The sequence below is a fragment of the Streptomyces sp. NPDC034037 genome (assembly GCF_055575715.1).
In genome coordinates, this window is sequence record NZ_JBVISC010000003.1 from 818644 (window position 1) to 833897 (window position 15254).

The following is a 15254-nucleotide window of genomic DNA, read 5'->3' on the forward strand; positions in this document are numbered from 1 at the left end:
ATCACCTCCACCCACACGCACAACATCGCACCACGAGGAGCGTGCCCATGTCGCCGCATCCGATCGCCGAGACCGTCGCCTCACTCATGCCGAGGGCGAAGGCGGAGCTCACCGAACTGGTGGCCTTCAAGTCGGTGGCGGACTTCGAGCAGTTCCCGAGGAGCGAGAGCGAGGCCGCCGCGAACTGGGTGGCGGACGCGCTGCGCGCCGAGGGCTTCCAGGACGTCGCGCTGCTCGACACCCCGGACGGCACCCAGTCGGTGTACGGCTTCCTGCCGGGCCCCGAGGGCGCGCCGACGGTCCTTCTGTACGCGCACTACGACGTGCAGCCGCCGCTGGACGAGGCCGCGTGGACCAGTCCGCCGTTCGAGCTGACCGAGCGGGACGGCCGCTGGTACGGCAGGGGCAGCGCCGACTGCAAGGGCGGCGTCATCATGCACCTGCTCGCCCTGCGCGCCCTGAAGGCGAACGGCGGCGTGCCGGTGAGCGTCAAGGTGATCGCGGAGGGCTCGGAGGAGCAGGGCACGGGCGGCCTCGAGCGGTACGCGGAGAGCCACCCCGAGCTGCTCACGGCCGACACGATCGTCGTCGGCGACGCGGGCAACTTCCGGGTGGGCCTGCCGACGGTGACGGTGTCGCTGCGCGGCATGACTCTCGTACGCGTCAGTGTCGACACCCTGGCGGGGAACCTGCACTCGGGGCAGTTCGGCGGCGCGGCGCCCGACGCGCTCGCGGCGCTGGTGCGGGTCCTCGACTCGCTGCGCGCCGAGGACGGCTCGACGACGATCGACGGTCTGACGAGCGACGCGGTCTGGGAGGGCCTGCAGTACGAGGAGGAGGCCTTCCGCGGCGATGCCCACGTCCTGGACGGTGTCCGGCTGATCGGTGAGGGCACGGTCTCCGACCGGATCTGGGCGCGCCCGGCCGTCACCGTGCTCGGTATCGACTGCCCGCCGGTGCTCGGCGCGACGCCGTCCGTGCAGGCGGGCGCGCGGGCGCTGATCAGCCTGCGCGTGCCGCCGGGCGTGGACGCCGCCGAGGCGACGAAGCTGCTTCAGGCCCATCTGGAGGCGCACACACCGTGGGGCGCCCGGGTGCACACCGAGCAGATCGGCCAGGGCCAGCCCTTCCGGGCGGACACCACGAGCCCGGCGTACGCGGCGATGGCCGAGGCGATGAGCGAGGCCTTCCCGGGCCAGGAGATGCAGTACGCGGGCCACGGCGGTTCGATCCCGCTGTGCAACACCCTCGCGTCGCTCTACCCGAGCGCGGAGATCCTGCTGATCGGGCTGAACGAGCCCGAGGCGCGCATCCACGCGGTCGACGAGAGCGTGTCGCCCGAGGAGCTGGAGCGCCTCTCGGTCGCCGAGGCGCTGTTCCTGCGGAAGTACGCCGCGAGCTGACGGCCGTCCCCCGAGGGCGGTCTCCTATCCCCTGGGCGGGCTTCCGTCCAGGGGGACACCCGCCTCCAGGTAGAGCGGAGCGCCGCGCTCGCGTGCCCGCAGGGCCCAGCGCAGCCGTTCGTGGCGCACGGCGGGCAGCAGGCCGGCGGCCTCCTCCTCGGTGACGAAGCGCCAGCCGCGCAGCTCGGGGCCGGGCAGCAGCACGCGGTGGGCGGCGTCGCTGTCGAGCCGGCCGCCGTCGAAGAGGAACCGCATCCCTCCGTAGCCGGGCGGTTTCGGCGGCTCCCAGTCGGCGACGAGCAGGCGCAGCGGGTCGCGGAGGTGGATGCCGGTCTCCTCGGCGACCTCGCGCACGCCGGCGCGCGCGGGCGCCTCGCCCGGCTCGACGACGCCGCCGGGGAACTCCCAGCCCGCCTTGTACGTCGGGTCGACGAGCAGGACCCGGTCCTGTTCGTCGAAGAGCAGCACCCCGGCGGCGACGGTCTCCGCGGTGGGCTCGGGTGTCTGCACGATGTCGCAGGCGGGCGCGGAGCCGGTGCGCACGGCGTCCGCGAGGCGTGCGGCGGTCTCGCGGGGGCTGAGGGCGCTGGTGTCGACGCGGTGCGCGTCGGCGCCGAGCCAGCCGGCGAGCGCGGCGCGGTAGGGCTCGATGTGGTCGCCCGGCCATGGGCGCGGGTCGCCGCGGCCGGGCAGGTGGGGCGGTGCCTCGCGGCCGGATATGCGCTCGCGCAGGATCGTTTCGTCCGGGGCGAGCAGGATGTGCCGCACGGGAATCCTGCGGGAGGCGAGAGCGCCGAAGATCTCGTCGCGGTACTCCTGGCGCAGCAGTGTCATCGGCACCACGAGGACGCCGCCCACCTCGGCGAGGAGCGCGGCCGCCGTGTCGACCACGAGGCGGCGCCAGATCGGCAGGTCCTGATAGTCGCTCACCTCGGCGAGACGCTTGGGCGGCAGCAGGCCGGGCAGTGTGCCGCCGATGACTTCCGGGTCGAAGAGTGTGCTGTTCGGGATCAGCTCGATCAGTTCCCGTGCGGTGCTGGACTTGCCCGCACCGAACGCGCCGTTGATCCAGACGATCACGGTTCCCCCTCTTCCGTTGGCCCCTGTGGCTTGCCCGCGACACCCTGTCACGGAAACCAAGGGCTGATAGATGAGGAGTGCGCACGGCCCAACCATCTGTCAAGCGACTCGCCTCAGTTTCACCTGATCGCGCGATGTCGGCTTTTCGTGAATCGTTCCCGCACTCCAGGGTGCGCCGCTGACCGCTAGCGTGAGCACGAGGCGCCCCAGTCCCCGGTGCACCCGAGAGAACTGGCATTCCGCCGCGCCGCCCCCACGAAGGTCGGCGTCGGCGCTGGGGGGATCAATGCGGCAGGACGAACTGAGCGAATACGCGTGCGAGGAACACACCCCACCGCGCGTGTACGAGATCGACCACGCGATCGTGGTCGAGTTGCACGGCGAGATCGACCTCGCCGGCTGTCGGCGGATAGCTCCGCTGATCGACGCGGTGGCCTCGGGACCGGAACCGATCGTGCTCGTCGATCTGAGCGAGGTCGACTTCTTCGACTGCTCCGGCCTCACCATGCTGGTGCGGGTTCACCGGCGGGTGAGCGAGAGAGGCGCCCGATTCGGCGTCGTGTGCGCCCATCCGCTGACCTTGCGCATCCTGCGCCTCACCCACCTCATCGGGCTCCTGCGCCCCGCGCCGACGGTCGGCGCGGCGCTGGCCGCCCTCGGCGAGGTGACGCAGCGCGACGCTTGAGCGAGCGCGGCGCGCCCCTTCGTCTTACGTTGGCCGGGTAAGCCCCCGGGCGACGGATCAGGACACAAGGAGCAGCCATGGGTGACAAGGGCGGCATGGACAAGCTGAAGGGCAAAGCCAAGGAGATGACCGGCAAGGCCACCGGCGACGACCGGCGCGCGGCCGAGGGCCGGACGGACCAGACCAAGGGCGAGGCCAAGAAGGCCATGGGCTCCGCCCGCGACAAGGCCAAGGGCATGAAGGACTCGCTGAAGCGCGACGACTCCTAGGGCGTGTTCCGCAGTACGCCCGCACGAGTGAGGGCGTACTCGCAGCCGCATCGAACCGCGTGTTCCAGTGCGGTGACGCAGGTGTTCCGCCCCCGCCCGAGGTCCGGGTGGGGGCGCTGTGCTGCCGGGCCCCGCTTGGCCTGTTCGTGTGCTTGTTCCGCACGGGGACTCTTGCGGTGGGAGAAGGCCCCCGAAGAGTAGGAGTGCGGCTCTGGCGGCCGCGCGTCCAGCAGCACGCCGTCCCCGGCGTCTTCCGCACGTACGGAGGAACGTAACGATGCGTCAGCTCCCGTCCCCCGCCGCCCGCCACCGAAGAGTGGTCGGCCCGCTCGCCGCCGCCCTGTTGTGCGCCGGGAGCCTCGCCGCCCCGGCCTTCGCGCACGACACGGCCGGTGCGTCCGCCGCCGAGCCCTCCGCGCGGCTCCCCGACGGCCTCGCGGCCACACCTCCCATGGGCTTCAACAACTGGAACTCCACCCACTGCCGGGCCGAGTTCGACGAGGCGATGGTCAAGGGCATCGCGGACATCTTCGTCGAGAAGGGTCTGAGGGACGCCGGCTACCAGTACGTCAACATCGACGACTGCTGGGCGCTGCCCCAGCGCGACGCCGACGGCGAACTGGTGCCGGACCCCAAGCGCTTCCCCCACGGGATCAAGGCCGTCGCCGACTACGTCCACGCCAGGGGCCTCAAGTTCGGCATCTACACCAGCGCGGGCACCAAGACCTGCAACGAGGCCGGTTTCCCCGGCGCCCTCGGACACGAGCGCGGCGACGCGCGGCAGTTCGCCGAGTGGGGCGTCGACTACCTCAAGTACGACAACTGCAACAACCAGGGCGTGGACGCCAAGAAGCGCTACATCGCGATGCGGGACGCCCTGAGGGCGACCGGCAGGCCCATCGTCTACAGCATCTGCGAATGGGGCGAGAACAAGCCGTGGGAGTGGGCCGCGAACGTCGGCCATCTGTGGCGCACCACCGGTGACATCAGCGACAACTGGGCCTCCATGGTCTCGATCATGAAGCAGAACCTGCCGCTCGACGCGTACGCGGGTCCCGGCCACTGGAACGACCCGGACATGCTGGAGGTCGGCAACGGCGGCATGACGGACACCGAGTACCGCACGCACTTCTCGATGTGGTCGATCATGGCCGCGCCGCTGCTCATCGGCTCCGACCTGCGCAAGGTCGCCCCGAAGACCTTCGAGATCCTCGGCAACAAGGAAGTCGTCGCCGTCGACCAGGACCCGCTGGGCAGACAGGGGAGGGTCCTCTCCGCCGAGAACGGCCGTTGGGTCGTCGTCAAGGAGCTGAGGGGCGGCAGCCGCGCCGTCGCCCTCTTCAACGAGAGCGGCACCGCGCGGACCATCTCCACCACGGCGAAGGCGGTCGGCCTCCCCGACGCCCCCGCGTACACGCTGCGCGACCTGTGGCGGCACAAGAGCTCCCGCACGGCGGGCCGGATCTCGGCGACGGTCCCCGCGCACGGCACCGTGCTGCTGCGCGCGACGGCCCACGGCAAACGGGCCGAACACCCGCGGGCCGTCGAACTGGGCTAGGGCCTCTTCCGGACCTTGCCGGGCTCGCGGCCCGGCGAGGGCCGGCCGGGCTCAGCCGCCCACCGTCGAGCGCGTCCCCTCCGCCGCGCCCGGTGCCGCGCCGAGCGCGGCCGCCGCCGCGCCGACCAGGCCGGCGTCGGTGCCCATCAGGGCTGGCACCACGGTGAGGCGGCGCACGAAGGAGAGCGTGGCGTAGTCGCCGAGCGCCCGCCGCAGCGGGGTGAAGAGGAGGTCGCCCGCCTTCGCCACACCACCGCCGATCACCGCGATGTCGATCTCGACGAGCGTGGCGGTGGCGGCGATCCCGGCGGCGAGCGCCTGCGCGGCCCGGGCGAAGGAGGCGCGCGCGAGGGGGTCCCCGGCGCGCGCGGCGGCGGCCACGGCGGCGGCGGACGTGTCGCCGTCGGGCCCCGGGAGCCAGCCGCCCTCCACGGCGCGCCGGGCGATGTTCGGACCGCTCGCCACGCGCTCCACGCAGCCGCGCGCGCCGCACGGGCAGGGGTCGCCGTCGAGGTCGACGCTGATGTGCCCGATGTGGCCCGCGTTGCCGGTGGGGCCCGGGTGGAGCTTGCCGCCCAGGACGAGGCCGCCGCCGACACCGGTCGAGACGACCATGCACAGCGCGTTGTCGTGGCCGCGCGCCGCGCCCAGCCAGTGCTCGGCGGCGGTCATCGCCACGCCGTCGCCGACGAGGTGGACGGGCAGCCCGCCGGTCGCCGCGCGGACCCGCTCCACCAGCGGGAAGCCGCGCCAGCCGGGGACGTTGACGGGGCTGACCGTGCCCGCCGAGGCGTCCACCGGGCCCGCGCTGCCGATGCCGACGGCGGTGACCGAGCCCCACAGCTCGTCGGACGTCAGCTCGCCGAGGACCTCCGCGACCGCCCGCATCACCGTGTCGCCGTCCTCGCGCGCGGGGGTCGGCCGCTGGGCGCGCCGCAGGATGCGCCCCCGCCCGTCCACCAGGGCGCCGGCGATCTTGGTGCCGCCGATGTCGAGTGCGGCGACGAGGTCCATGTGCATCTGTGTCGGGTCTCCTGGTGTAAGGGCAGGCCGGAGAGTGCGAAGGTCAGTCTCCCTCGCATCTGACAACGTTGTCCAGGCCCTATGCTCGACGCCACACGCCCGGGGACGGCCGCCCGCCCCGGAGGCAGAAGTTCGTGGACGACAGGACAGGACAGCGCACCGTGGCCGACACCGCCGCCCGAGGACCCGACAACCGCTACGGCAACCGGCCGACGATGAAGGACGTCGCCGCCCGCGCCGGAGTCGGCCTGAAGACGGTCTCGCGCGTGGTGAACGGCGAGCCGGGCGTCACGCCCGACACCGAGCGCCGCGTCCAGGAGGCCATCGAGGCCCTGGGCTTCCGCCGCAACGACAGTGCCCGCGTGCTGCGCAAGGGCCGCACCGCCAGCATCGGCCTCGTCCTGGAGGACCTCGCCGACCCGTTCTACGGTCCGCTGAGCCGAGCCGTGGAGGAGGTCGCCCGGGCCCACGGCGCGCTGCTCATCAACGGATCGAGCGCCGAGGACCCGGACCGGGAACAGGAGTTGGTGCTCGCGCTGTGCGCCCGCCGGGTCGACGGCCTCGTGATCATCCCGGCCGGCGACGACCACCGCTATCTGGAGCCGGAGATCGCCGCCGGGGTGGCGACCGTCTTCGTGGACCGGCCCGCGGGCAGGATCGACGCCGACGTGGTGCTCTCCGACAGCTTCGGCGGAGCGCGGGACGGCGTCGCGCACCTCATCGCGCACGGCCACCGCCGCATCGGCTTCATCGGCGACCAGCCGCGCATCCACACCGCCATAGAGCGGCTGCGGGGCTACCGCGCCGCGATGGAGGACGCGGGTATCCCGGTCGACGAGGCGTGGGTGTCGCTGGGCGTCACCGACCCGCGGCGGGTGTGCGCGGCGGCCGAGGAGATGCTGTCGGGGCCCGAGCCGGTGACGGCGGTCTTCGCCGGGAACAACCGCGTGACCGTCACGGTCGTACGTGTCCTCGCCGGCCTCGACCGGCCGGTGGCCCTGGTGGGCTTCGACGACATCGAGCTGGCCGACCTGCTGGACCCCGGCGTGAGCGTGGTCGCCCAGGACGCGGCCCAGCTCGGCAGGACGGCGGCGGAGCGCCTCTTCCGGCAGCTCGACGGCGCGTCCGTGGCTCCGGAGCGGGTCGAGCTGCCGACGCGGCTCATCACGCGCGGGTCGGGGGAACTACCGCCCGCCGACTGAGCGGTCGCCGTCGGAAGTGGGCCCTCGGCTCAGCGGCCGGTCCCGAGGCCCGGCAGAGTCAGCTGCGGTGTCAGCGGCGCCTGGCGTCCGTCGGTCACCCCGCCGTTCGTGAGGTCCTTGGTGCCGAGGCCCTGCCCCGCTGGTCCGACGAGGCTTCCGAGCAGATTGGTGACGACGTCGACGAGCGAGCCGAGGACACCGCCGAGCGGTTCCTGGCCCGGGGGTGTGGGGGCGGCCGTGAGACGAGCGGGCGCCACCGCGGCGCCGGTGTGGGGACGCTCGGGGAGAGCGGTGGCGGCCGCCGCCGGGACGGTGGCGGCCAGGACGGCGGCGGCGGTCAGGCCGAGGGCGGTCAGAACGGTGGGCGCACGCATGCTTGCTCCTGGATTCCTCGCTTCGCGGATACAGCGGTTCCTCACCGAGCTTCCTGTGCGGTCGGGCCGGGCGCACCAGGAATGCCTCCGAATGCGCGACACCCGCCACGCCGTGTCCCGCGCACGCGTGCCGGATCAGGGCCAGAAGACCACCGCGAGAGCGACCAGCGTGCCGAGGGCGATCAGCCCCCCGACGGCGCCGGCGACGAGGGCGCCCTTCGCCGCGGCCGGCCGGGTCTCCCGCCAGCCCAGCTCCCGCGCCACACCCCGGATCAGGCGGTGGCCGTCGGCGGAGGAGAAGGAGTGCCGCTCGGAGCCGTCCAGCGAACGGCTCCAGGTGCGGTACCGCGCCCGGCCGCTCTCCACGGTCCTGTGCGTGGTGCCGAACGCGCCTCGCTCATCGGTGCGGACCACGTCGGTCAGCGTGAAGGCCCGCTCGGCCGGGCGCAGCACGACCCGGTAGGTGTGGACGCGGCGCCCGCCCGGCAGCGGCACGTCCGCGATCAGGTCGAACCCCCGCTCCGTCCAGCGGTAGCGGTACGCCGTGCCGTCGGCCGCCGCCTCGACGCGGGCCCGCAGCTCCTCGGCGCCGTTCGGGCCGGCGGTGGCGGGGGCGCCGGAGGCGTCGGGGGTGTCGTGCACGGGGGCGTCGTCCGATCTCGGCGCTTCAGCAGGTGGGCAGGCCGGGCAGCGGCTTGTCGTTGTCGCCGCCCTTGATGTAGACGTCGCTGACGAAGACGCCGGTGTTGCCCTTGTCGTCGTCGGTCTTCGCCCACCAGACGTTCGTCCACTGGCCGTGCGTCTCGCGGCGGCCGAGGTTCTGCTGGCAGTAGAAGTAGTTCGTGCCCGCGTTCAGCACGCCCACTTCGGTGCCGGCGACGGTGTAGGACTTCGCGGCCGTCCACACCGAGCAGTTGTACTTGCCGCCGCCGACGGGGTGGCAGACGGGGTCCTCGGCGGGGCCGCCGCCGTCGCGCGGCTTGCTCGCGCCACTCGGCTCGGAGCCGGGGTCGGGGCGCGAGGCGGGCTCGTCCCGGTCCTTGGTCTTGGCGCCCGTCTTGGGCTTGTCGCGCCGCGCGCCGTCGGTGCCGTCCTTGGAGCTGTCCTCGGAGCTGCCCTTGGAGCGCTTCGCGTCCGGCTCGTGGGACGTGTCCTTACCCCCCTCTTTCGGCCCGGGGCGCTTCGAGCCGCCGCCCAGGGAGCCGCGGCTGCCGTCGTCCTCGGTCGGGCCCGAGCCGGCGGGCAGCGCGTCCTCCCGCGTCGGACCGCCGCTGTCGTCCTTGCCGTTCAGGAAGGCGGCGGTCGCGCCGGTGGCCGCGAGGACCACGGCCACGGCGACGGCGGTGAGCAGCGCCCGGCCCCGGCGCGGCCGTCGCGTGGCGCGCGTCTCGCCGAGGACGACGGGCGGCGGGCTCTGAGCGGCGGGCCGCGCCGCCAAGGGCTGTGCCGCCGACGCCGGGGCCCCGAAGGACGCGGGGGTGTGAGGTGCGGGCGGGTCCACCGAGGGCGGCGGTCCGAAGCCCGGCGGGGGTGTGCTCGGGATGCTGCGCTCCGTGGTGCCGCGCGGCCCGAGCCCGGCACCGACCGCGGCTGCGGGGCCCGTGCCCGCGTCCGCCCGCGCGACGCCGTCGAGCAGTCGCAGCGCCGATGCGGCGTCGGGGCGCGCCTGCGGGTCCTTGTCCATGAGCCGGCGCAGTACGGGCGTCAGCGGGCCCGCGCGGTGCGGCTCGGGCAGCGGGTCGGTGACGATCGCGGTGAGCGTGGACCACGTCGACGTACGGCGGAAGGGCGAGGAGCCCTCGACCGCCGCGTACAGCGTGGCGCCGAGGGCCCAGACGTCGGAGCCGGGGCCGGGGTCGTGGCCCTGGGCACGCTCGGGCGCCAAGTAGTCGAGGGAGCCGACCAGTTCGCCGCTGCGGGTGAGGTGCGTGGCCGAACCGTCGCCGGGGTCGTCCATCGTGGCGATGCCGAAGTCGGTGAGGACGACGCGGCCGCCGCTCTCCAGGAGGATGTTGCCGGGCTTCACGTCGCGGTGCAGGACGCCCACGCGGTGCGCGGCGGCGAGGGCGTCCATGACCTTGGCGCCGATCCCCGCCGCCGTACGGGGGTCGAGGGCGCCGCGCTCGCGCAGCACGTCGTCCAGGGAGGGGCCGTCGATCAGCTCCATGACGATGAGCGGCCGCCCGTCGACCTCGGCGACGTCGTGCACGGCGACGACTCCGGGGTGGCGCACGCGGGCGGCGGCGCGGGCCTCGCGCTGCATCCGCAGGCGCAGGTCGGCCAGTTCGGGGCCGCCCGCGTCGGTGTACGTGCGCAGTTCCTTCACCGCGACCTCGCGGTGCAGCACCTCGTCGACGGCGCGCCAGACGACGCCCATGCCGCCGCGGCCGAGCCGCGCCACGACGCGGTAGCGCCCGGCGAGGAGTGTGCCCGCCTCGCCCGTGTGTTCCTGATCCCCCGAATGCACCGCTGCCCCGTCCGTGTGAACCACTTTCCGTGGCGTACAGACTAAGGGGCGGCGGTGACGGGGCGTGCCGGGTGTTACTTGCCGGAAGCGGTGAGGTCGCCGCGGCGCGGGCCGGCGAAGCCCTGGAGGCGGGCCAGGGTCAGTCCGGTGAGCCGGGTGACCTCGCCGGCGTCGAGGGCGCCGCAGTCCAGGCCGCGCAGCAGATAGCCGGCGAGCGCCTTGGCGGTGGCGGGCTCGTCGGCCACGCCGCCGCCCTCGTGGTGCCCGGCGTAGGCGGCCAGCCGCCTCGCGGCGGCCGCGAAGCCCTCGCGGTAGAAGGCGAAGACGGCGGCGTAGCGCGTGGGGATGTGGCCGGGGTGCATGTCCCAGCCCTGGTAGTAGGCGCGGGCCAGCGCGCGCCGGGTCAGGCCGTAGTGCAGCCGCCAGGCGTCGTGGACCTGCTCGGTGGTGCCGACGGGCAGGACGTTGGTGGAGCCGTCGGAGACCCGGACGCCGGTGCCGGCGGCGGCGACCTGCATGACGGCCTTGGCGTGGTCGGCGGCCGGGTGGTCGCTGGCCTGGTAGGCGGCGCTCACGTGGAGGCAGGCGCTGTAGTCGAAGGTGCCGTAGTGCAGGCCGGTGGCGCGGCCCTCGGCGGCCTGGATCATGCGGGCCACGGCGGCGGTGCCGTCGGTGGCGAGGATGGACTGGCTGGTCTCGATCTGGATCTCGAAGCCGATGCGGCCGTGCTCCAGGCCGCGCGCCTTCTCGAACTCCTCCAGGAGGCGGACCATCGCGGTGACCTGCTCGGGGTAGGTCACCTTGGGCAGCGTCAGGACGAGTCCGTCCGGCAGCCCGCCGGCCTCCATGAGGCCCGACAGGAAGACGTCGAGGGTGCGGATGCCCCGGTCGCGCACCGCCTCCTCCATGCACTTCATGCGGATGCCCATGTACGGGGCGGCGGTGCCGTCGCGGTACGCCTCGGCGATGAGCCGCGCCGCGCGGGCGGCGTCCTGGTCCTCGTCGGCGCCCTTGTAGCCGTCCTCGAAGTCGACGCGGAGGTCCTCGACGGGCTCGCGCTCCAGTTTGTTCCGTACGCGCGTGTAGACGGCTTCGGCGAGGTCGTCGCCGAGGCCGAGGACGGCGGCGAAGGAGGCGGCGTCCGGGGCGTGCTCGTCGAGCATCGCGAGGGCCTTGTCGCCCCAGGTGCGGATGGTGTCGGCGCCGAACTGCTCACCGGGGACGTACACGGTGTGGACGGGCTGGCGCGTGCCGGGGTCTCCGGGGTAGCGGCGCGCCAGCTCCGCGTCCACGGGGGCGAGGGACGCGCTGATGCCCTCGCTGACCGCGCCGGCGAGGCTCGTCGCCACCTTCTCTTGCTGACCCATTCCCGCTTCCTCCACACGCTCGGTGCCGCGCCCGGCAATTCCGCTTCACGGAATCAACAATCCGTATGGCGAAGCTATCCGTGACCCTCGCGCCGGTCAACACCCTCCCGTGTCCTGCATCCGTAGCCGACCGCGCGGGATCACGCGTGTCCCGGACCCAGTCGGCGGCCGATGCGGACAGTCTGTGGCCCACATCCTCCCCCGCTTCCGGCGTCGGCCGCGCGGATCGAATCCAAGGAGCTTGTGTGCCGATCGACTCCTCCTTCACGCGCCGCTCGGGCCTGCGGGCCGCGCTCGCCGCGACCGTGGCGCTCCCCGTGCTCGGCACCGCGCTGTCCCCCCGGCAGGCCCATGCCGCCGAGGCGCCGGACGCCCGCCTGGAGGTCATGTCGTACAACGTCCGCTTCGCGAGCAACAAACCGCCGCACACCTGGCCCGAACGCCGCCCGGCGGCACGGGAGATGCTGCTGCGCGCCAGGCCGCACGTCATCGGCACCCAGGAAGGCCTCTATTACCAGCTCCAGGACATCGAGACCGATCTCGGCGCCGACTACGACTGGGTCGGCACCGGGGTCGGGGGCGGCAGCCGCGACGAGTTCATGGCCGTCTTTTATGACAACCGCCGCTTGTTCCCGCTCGAATACGAACACTTCTGGCTCTCGGACACGCCGTACACCATCGCCTCGAACACCTGGGGCGCCAACTCGCCCCGCATGGCCACCTGGGTGCGCTTCCTCGACCTGGTCACCAACACCCAGCTGTACGTCCTCAACACGCACCTCGACCATGTGAGCCAGAACGCGCGCGAGCGTTCGGCGACCCTCATGGCCGAGCGCATCGCCCTGATGAAGACGAGCACGCCGCTCATCGTGACGGGCGACTTCAACGCGACGGCGCACGACAGCGCCGTGTACACCACGATGCTGGGCGCCGGCCTCGTCGACACCTGGGACGCCGCGAAGGAACGCGGCCCGGCGTACGGCACGTTCGGCGGCTACAAGCCGCCCGTCGTCGGCGGCGGGCGCATCGACTGGATCCTGACCAGGCCGACGGCGCAGGTGCACTCGGCGTCGGTGAACACGTTCGCACTCGGCGGGCAGTACCCGAGCGACCACCTGCCGGTGCAGGCGACGCTGACGCTGTGACGCGCGAAGGCCCCCACCTCGCGGGCGCGGGGCGGGGGCCTTCGTACGAGCGAGGAGATCAGCCCTTGCGGGACTTGACCTCTTCGGTGAGGGCCGGGACGACCTCGAAGAGGTCGCCGACCACGCCGTAGTCGACCAGGTCGAAGATCGGGGCCTCGGCGTCCTTGTTGATGGCCACGATGGTCTTCGAGGTCTGCATGCCCGCGCGGTGCTGGATCGCGCCGGAGATGCCGGAGGCGATGTACAGCTGCGGGGAGACCGACTTGCCGGTCTGGCCCACCTGGTTGGAGTGCGGGTACCAGCCGGCGTCGACGGCGGCGCGGGAGGCGCCGACGGCGGCACCGAGCGAGTCGGCGAGCGCCTCGATGATCGAGAAGTTCTCGGCGCCGTTGACGCCGCGGCCGCCGGAGACCACGATCGCGGCCTCGGTCAGCTCGGGGCGGCCCGTCGACTCGCGCGGGGTGCGCGAGACGACCTTGGTGCCGGTGGCCTTCTCGGAGAAGGAGACCGTCAGGGCCTCGACGGCGCCGGCGGCCGGGGCGGCCTCCACGGCGGCCGAGTTCGGCTTGACCGTGATGACCGGGGTGCCCCGGGTGATGCGGGACTTGGTGGTGTACGAGGCGGCGAACGCGGACTGCGTGGCCACCGGGCCCTCGTCGCCGGCCTCCAGGTCGACGGCGTCCGTGATGATGCCGGACCCGATGCGGACCGCGAGGCGGGCCGCGATCTCCTTGGCCTCGGCGGAGGAGGGCAGCAGCACGGCGGCCGGGGAGAGCGCCTCGTACGCGGCCTGGAGCGCGTCCACCTTCGGTACGACGAGGTAGTCGGCGAGCTCGGGGGCGTCGGCCGTGAGCACCTTGACCGCGCCGTGCTCGGCGAGCGTGGCGGCGGTGGCCTCGGCGCCGTTGCCGAGGGCGACGGCGACGGGCTCGCCGATGCGGCGGGCCAGGGTCAGCAGCTCCAGGGTGGGCTTGCGGACGGCGCCGTCGACGTGGTCGACGTAGACGAGAACTTCAGCCATGGGACTTCAATCTCCTGCGATTGCGAAGAAGTTGGGGCGGTTGAGGGGGTGACTGAAGCTCAGATGAACTTCTGGCCCGCGAGGAACTCGGCGAGCTGCTTGCCGCCCTCGCCCTCGTCCTTGACGATCGTGCCGGCCGTGCGGGCCGGACGCTCGGCGGCCGAGTCGACCTTGGTCCAGGCGCCTTCCAGGCCGACCTCTTCGGCGTCGATGCCCAGGTCGTCCAGGTCGAGCGACTCCACCGGCTTCTTCTTGGCGGCCATGATGCCCTTGAAGGACGGGTAGCGGGCCTCGCCCGACTGGTCCGTCACGGACACGACCGCCGGCAGGGAGGCCTCCAGCTGCTCGGAGGCGCTGTCGCCGTCCCGGCGGCCCTTGACGACGCCGTCCGCGACGGAGACCTCGGAGAGCAGGGTGACCTGCGGGACGCCGAGGCGCTCGGCGAGGATCGCCGGCAGCACGCCCATGGTGCCGTCCGTCGAGGCCATACCGGCGATGACCAGGTCGTAGCCGGTCTTCTCGATGGCCTTGGCGAGCACCAGGGATGTGCCCATGACGTCGCTGCCGTGCAGGTCGTCGTCCTCGACGTGGACGGCCTTGTGGGCGCCCATGGAGAGCGCCTTGCGCAGCGCGTCCTTGGCGTCCTCGGGGCCGACGGTCAGCACGGTGATCTCCGCGTCGTCCGCCCCGTCGGCGATCTGCAGCGCCTGCTCGACCGCGTACTCGTCGAGCTCCGACAGCAGGCCGTCGACGTCGTCGCGGTCGACGGTCAGGTCATCGGCGAAGTGCCGGTCGCCGGTGGCGTCGGGCACGTACTTCACACAGACAACGATCCTCAAGCTCACGCCGGCTCTCCTACTGCATCGTCTTTACGGGCTGCTGCCTCGGCTCATGGCCACTGCCTCTTGCAGGCAGCATAGGCGCCTGAAGCGGCGGATCCCGGTCGGGGCGGCCCGCGCTCCGACCGAAATATTACTCATGAGTACACCCAGTTCATTCCCGCTGAGCAAGCGCTTTGAACTGTGACCTTCCCAACGCTCCGTAATCGGGCCGCCCGCCCCCGAACGGGAACTCTCAGTCGCGCAGAGCGTTGAAGCGCCCCTGGTGGTACAGCAAAGGCCGGCCCTCGCCCGATCCGTCGCCGGTGACGACTTCCGCGAGCACCAGACGGTGGTCGCCGGCGGGGACGCGGGCCACGATCCGGCAGACCAGCCAGGCGAGCGCGCCGTCGAGCACGGGCACGCCCTCGGGCCCCTCGTGCCAGCTGGTGGGCGCCCCGAAGCGGTCGGCGCCGCTGCGCGCGAATAGGGCGGCCAGGTCCTGCTGGTGCTCGCCGAGTATGTGCACGCCCACATGCGCGGTTTCACAGACCGCGGGCCAGCTGGAGGCGCCGGTGCCGATGCCGAAGGAGATCATCGGGGGCTCGGCGGACACCGAGGTGAGCGAGGTGGCGGTGAAGCCGACGGGGGTGGAGCCGTGGGCCGCGGTGATCACGGCGACCCCCGCCGCGTGCCGCCGGAAGACCGAGCGCAGCAGATCGGGGGAGGCGAGCCGGGGCGCGCCGAGGGCTGACGATGCCGTCACGGGGTTGTCCTTCTGCCGGAGGTGAGAGCGAAGACGTCGGTGCTCAGCAGTGCGGACAGCGGGCACCGGCGGGGCG

The 15254-nt window shown here is 73.0% G+C and carries 14 protein-coding genes and 1 pseudogene; 6 read left to right on the forward strand and 9 right to left on the reverse strand.

Annotated elements, in window-relative coordinates; genetic code table 11:
* Positions 1-47: 47 nt before the first annotated feature.
* The gene (locus ACZ516_RS14155; protein WP_469010283.1) at positions 48-1403 is read left to right on the forward strand and encodes a M20/M25/M40 family metallo-hydrolase; all 1356 of its coding nucleotides are present in this window, start codon (positions 48-50) and stop codon (positions 1401-1403) included.
* 24 nt (positions 1404-1427) lie between these two features.
* Here ACZ516_RS14155 and ACZ516_RS14160 read toward each other — a convergent pair whose 3' ends face one another.
* Entirely contained in the window at positions 1428-2483 is a 1056-nt protein-coding gene (locus ACZ516_RS14160; protein WP_469010284.1) for an NUDIX hydrolase, read from the reverse strand.
* Positions 2484-2769: 286 nt separating this feature from the next.
* On the opposite strand from ACZ516_RS14160, the gene ACZ516_RS14165 reads away from it, so the two are divergent.
* The 3 genes and pseudogenes from ACZ516_RS14165 to ACZ516_RS14175 all read left to right on the forward strand — a co-directional run.
* Positions 2770-3168, forward strand: a complete 399-nt coding sequence (locus ACZ516_RS14165; RefSeq protein ID WP_469010286.1) for an STAS domain-containing protein — start codon at positions 2770-2772, stop codon at positions 3166-3168.
* A gap of 77 nt (positions 3169-3245) precedes the next feature.
* Positions 3246-3437, forward strand: a complete 192-nt coding sequence (locus ACZ516_RS14170; RefSeq protein ID WP_361084634.1) for a CsbD family protein — start codon at positions 3246-3248, stop codon at positions 3435-3437.
* Positions 3438-3714: 277 nt separating this feature from the next.
* A pseudogene (locus tag ACZ516_RS14175) lies at positions 3715-4992 on the forward strand (glycoside hydrolase family 27 protein); the annotation flags it as partial.
* A 54-nt stretch (positions 4993-5046) separates the two neighbouring features.
* On the opposite strand, the gene ACZ516_RS14180 reads toward ACZ516_RS14175, so the two are convergent.
* Positions 5047-6015, reverse strand: coding sequence for an ROK family protein (locus ACZ516_RS14180; protein WP_358579305.1), 969 nt, complete (start codon positions 6013-6015; stop codon positions 5047-5049).
* 137 nt (positions 6016-6152) lie between these two features.
* On the opposite strand from ACZ516_RS14180, the gene ACZ516_RS14185 reads away from it, so the two are divergent.
* Positions 6153-7220: a LacI family DNA-binding transcriptional regulator gene (locus ACZ516_RS14185; protein WP_469010288.1), complete on the forward strand. Its 1068-nt coding sequence runs from the start codon at positions 6153-6155 to the stop codon at positions 7218-7220.
* Between the two features lie 29 nt (positions 7221-7249).
* Here the strand turns inward: ACZ516_RS14185 and ACZ516_RS14190 are convergent, their stop codons facing one another.
* The 4 genes from ACZ516_RS14190 to ACZ516_RS14205 all read right to left on the reverse strand — a co-directional run bounded on the left by ACZ516_RS14190 (position 7250) and on the right by ACZ516_RS14205 (position 11428).
* Positions 7250-7594 carry a hypothetical protein gene (locus ACZ516_RS14190; RefSeq protein ID WP_361084630.1) on the reverse strand — a complete coding sequence of 115 codons (345 nt, stop codon included), beginning with the start codon at positions 7592-7594 and terminating at the stop codon, positions 7250-7252.
* 135 nt (positions 7595-7729) lie between these two features.
* Complete coding sequence (locus tag ACZ516_RS14195) at positions 7730-8236, reverse strand: hypothetical protein (RefSeq protein WP_469010289.1); 507 nt, start codon at positions 8234-8236, stop codon at positions 7730-7732.
* Positions 8237-8261: 25 nt separating this feature from the next.
* The gene (locus ACZ516_RS14200) at positions 8262-10061 is read right to left on the reverse strand and encodes a serine/threonine-protein kinase (RefSeq protein WP_469010290.1); all 1800 of its coding nucleotides are present in this window, start codon (positions 10059-10061) and stop codon (positions 8262-8264) included.
* Positions 10062-10135: 74 nt separating this feature from the next.
* The gene (locus tag ACZ516_RS14205; protein ID WP_469010292.1) at positions 10136-11428 is read right to left on the reverse strand and encodes a DUF6986 family protein; all 1293 of its coding nucleotides are present in this window, start codon (positions 11426-11428) and stop codon (positions 10136-10138) included.
* A gap of 245 nt (positions 11429-11673) precedes the next feature.
* On the opposite strand from ACZ516_RS14205, the gene ACZ516_RS14210 reads away from it, so the two are divergent.
* Positions 11674-12573, forward strand: a complete 900-nt coding sequence (locus ACZ516_RS14210) for an endonuclease/exonuclease/phosphatase family protein (RefSeq protein ID WP_358579319.1) — start codon at positions 11674-11676, stop codon at positions 12571-12573.
* A 58-nt stretch (positions 12574-12631) separates the two neighbouring features.
* On the opposite strand, the gene ACZ516_RS14215 is transcribed toward ACZ516_RS14210, so the two are convergent.
* The 3 genes from ACZ516_RS14215 to ACZ516_RS14225 all read right to left on the reverse strand — a co-directional run bounded on the left by ACZ516_RS14215 (position 12632) and on the right by ACZ516_RS14225 (position 15178).
* Positions 12632-13594: an electron transfer flavoprotein subunit alpha/FixB family protein gene (locus ACZ516_RS14215; protein ID WP_361084617.1), complete on the reverse strand. Its 963-nt coding sequence runs from the start codon at positions 13592-13594 to the stop codon at positions 12632-12634.
* A gap of 59 nt (positions 13595-13653) precedes the next feature.
* The gene (locus tag ACZ516_RS14220; RefSeq protein ID WP_358579324.1) at positions 13654-14439 is read right to left on the reverse strand and encodes an electron transfer flavoprotein subunit beta/FixA family protein; all 786 of its coding nucleotides are present in this window, start codon (positions 14437-14439) and stop codon (positions 13654-13656) included.
* A gap of 229 nt (positions 14440-14668) precedes the next feature.
* A complete protein-coding gene (locus ACZ516_RS14225; protein ID WP_469010294.1) occupies positions 14669-15178 on the reverse strand; it encodes a flavin reductase family protein in 510 nt (169 codons plus the stop codon).
* Between the last annotated feature and the right edge of the window lie 76 nt (positions 15179-15254).

Excerpts from the sequence above, each read along its gene's own strand:
- ACZ516_RS14190 (WP_361084630.1), bottom strand. The coding sequence starts at position 7,594 with ATGCGTGCGCCCACCGTTCTGACCGCCCTCGGCCTGACCGCCGCCGCC.
- ACZ516_RS14180 (WP_358579305.1), bottom strand. The coding sequence starts at position 6,015 with ATGCACATGGACCTCGTCGCCGCACTCGACATCGGCGGCACCAAGATC.
- ACZ516_RS14155 (WP_469010283.1), top strand. The coding sequence starts at position 48 with ATGTCGCCGCATCCGATCGCCGAGACCGTCGCCTCACTCATGCCGAGG.
- ACZ516_RS14205 (WP_469010292.1), bottom strand. The coding sequence starts at position 11,428 with ATGGGTCAGCAAGAGAAGGTGGCGACGAGCCTCGCCGGCGCGGTCAGC.
- ACZ516_RS14215 (WP_361084617.1), bottom strand. The coding sequence starts at position 13,594 with ATGGCTGAAGTTCTCGTCTACGTCGACCACGTCGACGGCGCCGTCCGC.
- ACZ516_RS14170 (WP_361084634.1), top strand. The coding sequence starts at position 3,246 with ATGGGTGACAAGGGCGGCATGGACAAGCTGAAGGGCAAAGCCAAGGAG.
- ACZ516_RS14165 (WP_469010286.1), top strand. The coding sequence starts at position 2,770 with ATGCGGCAGGACGAACTGAGCGAATACGCGTGCGAGGAACACACCCCA.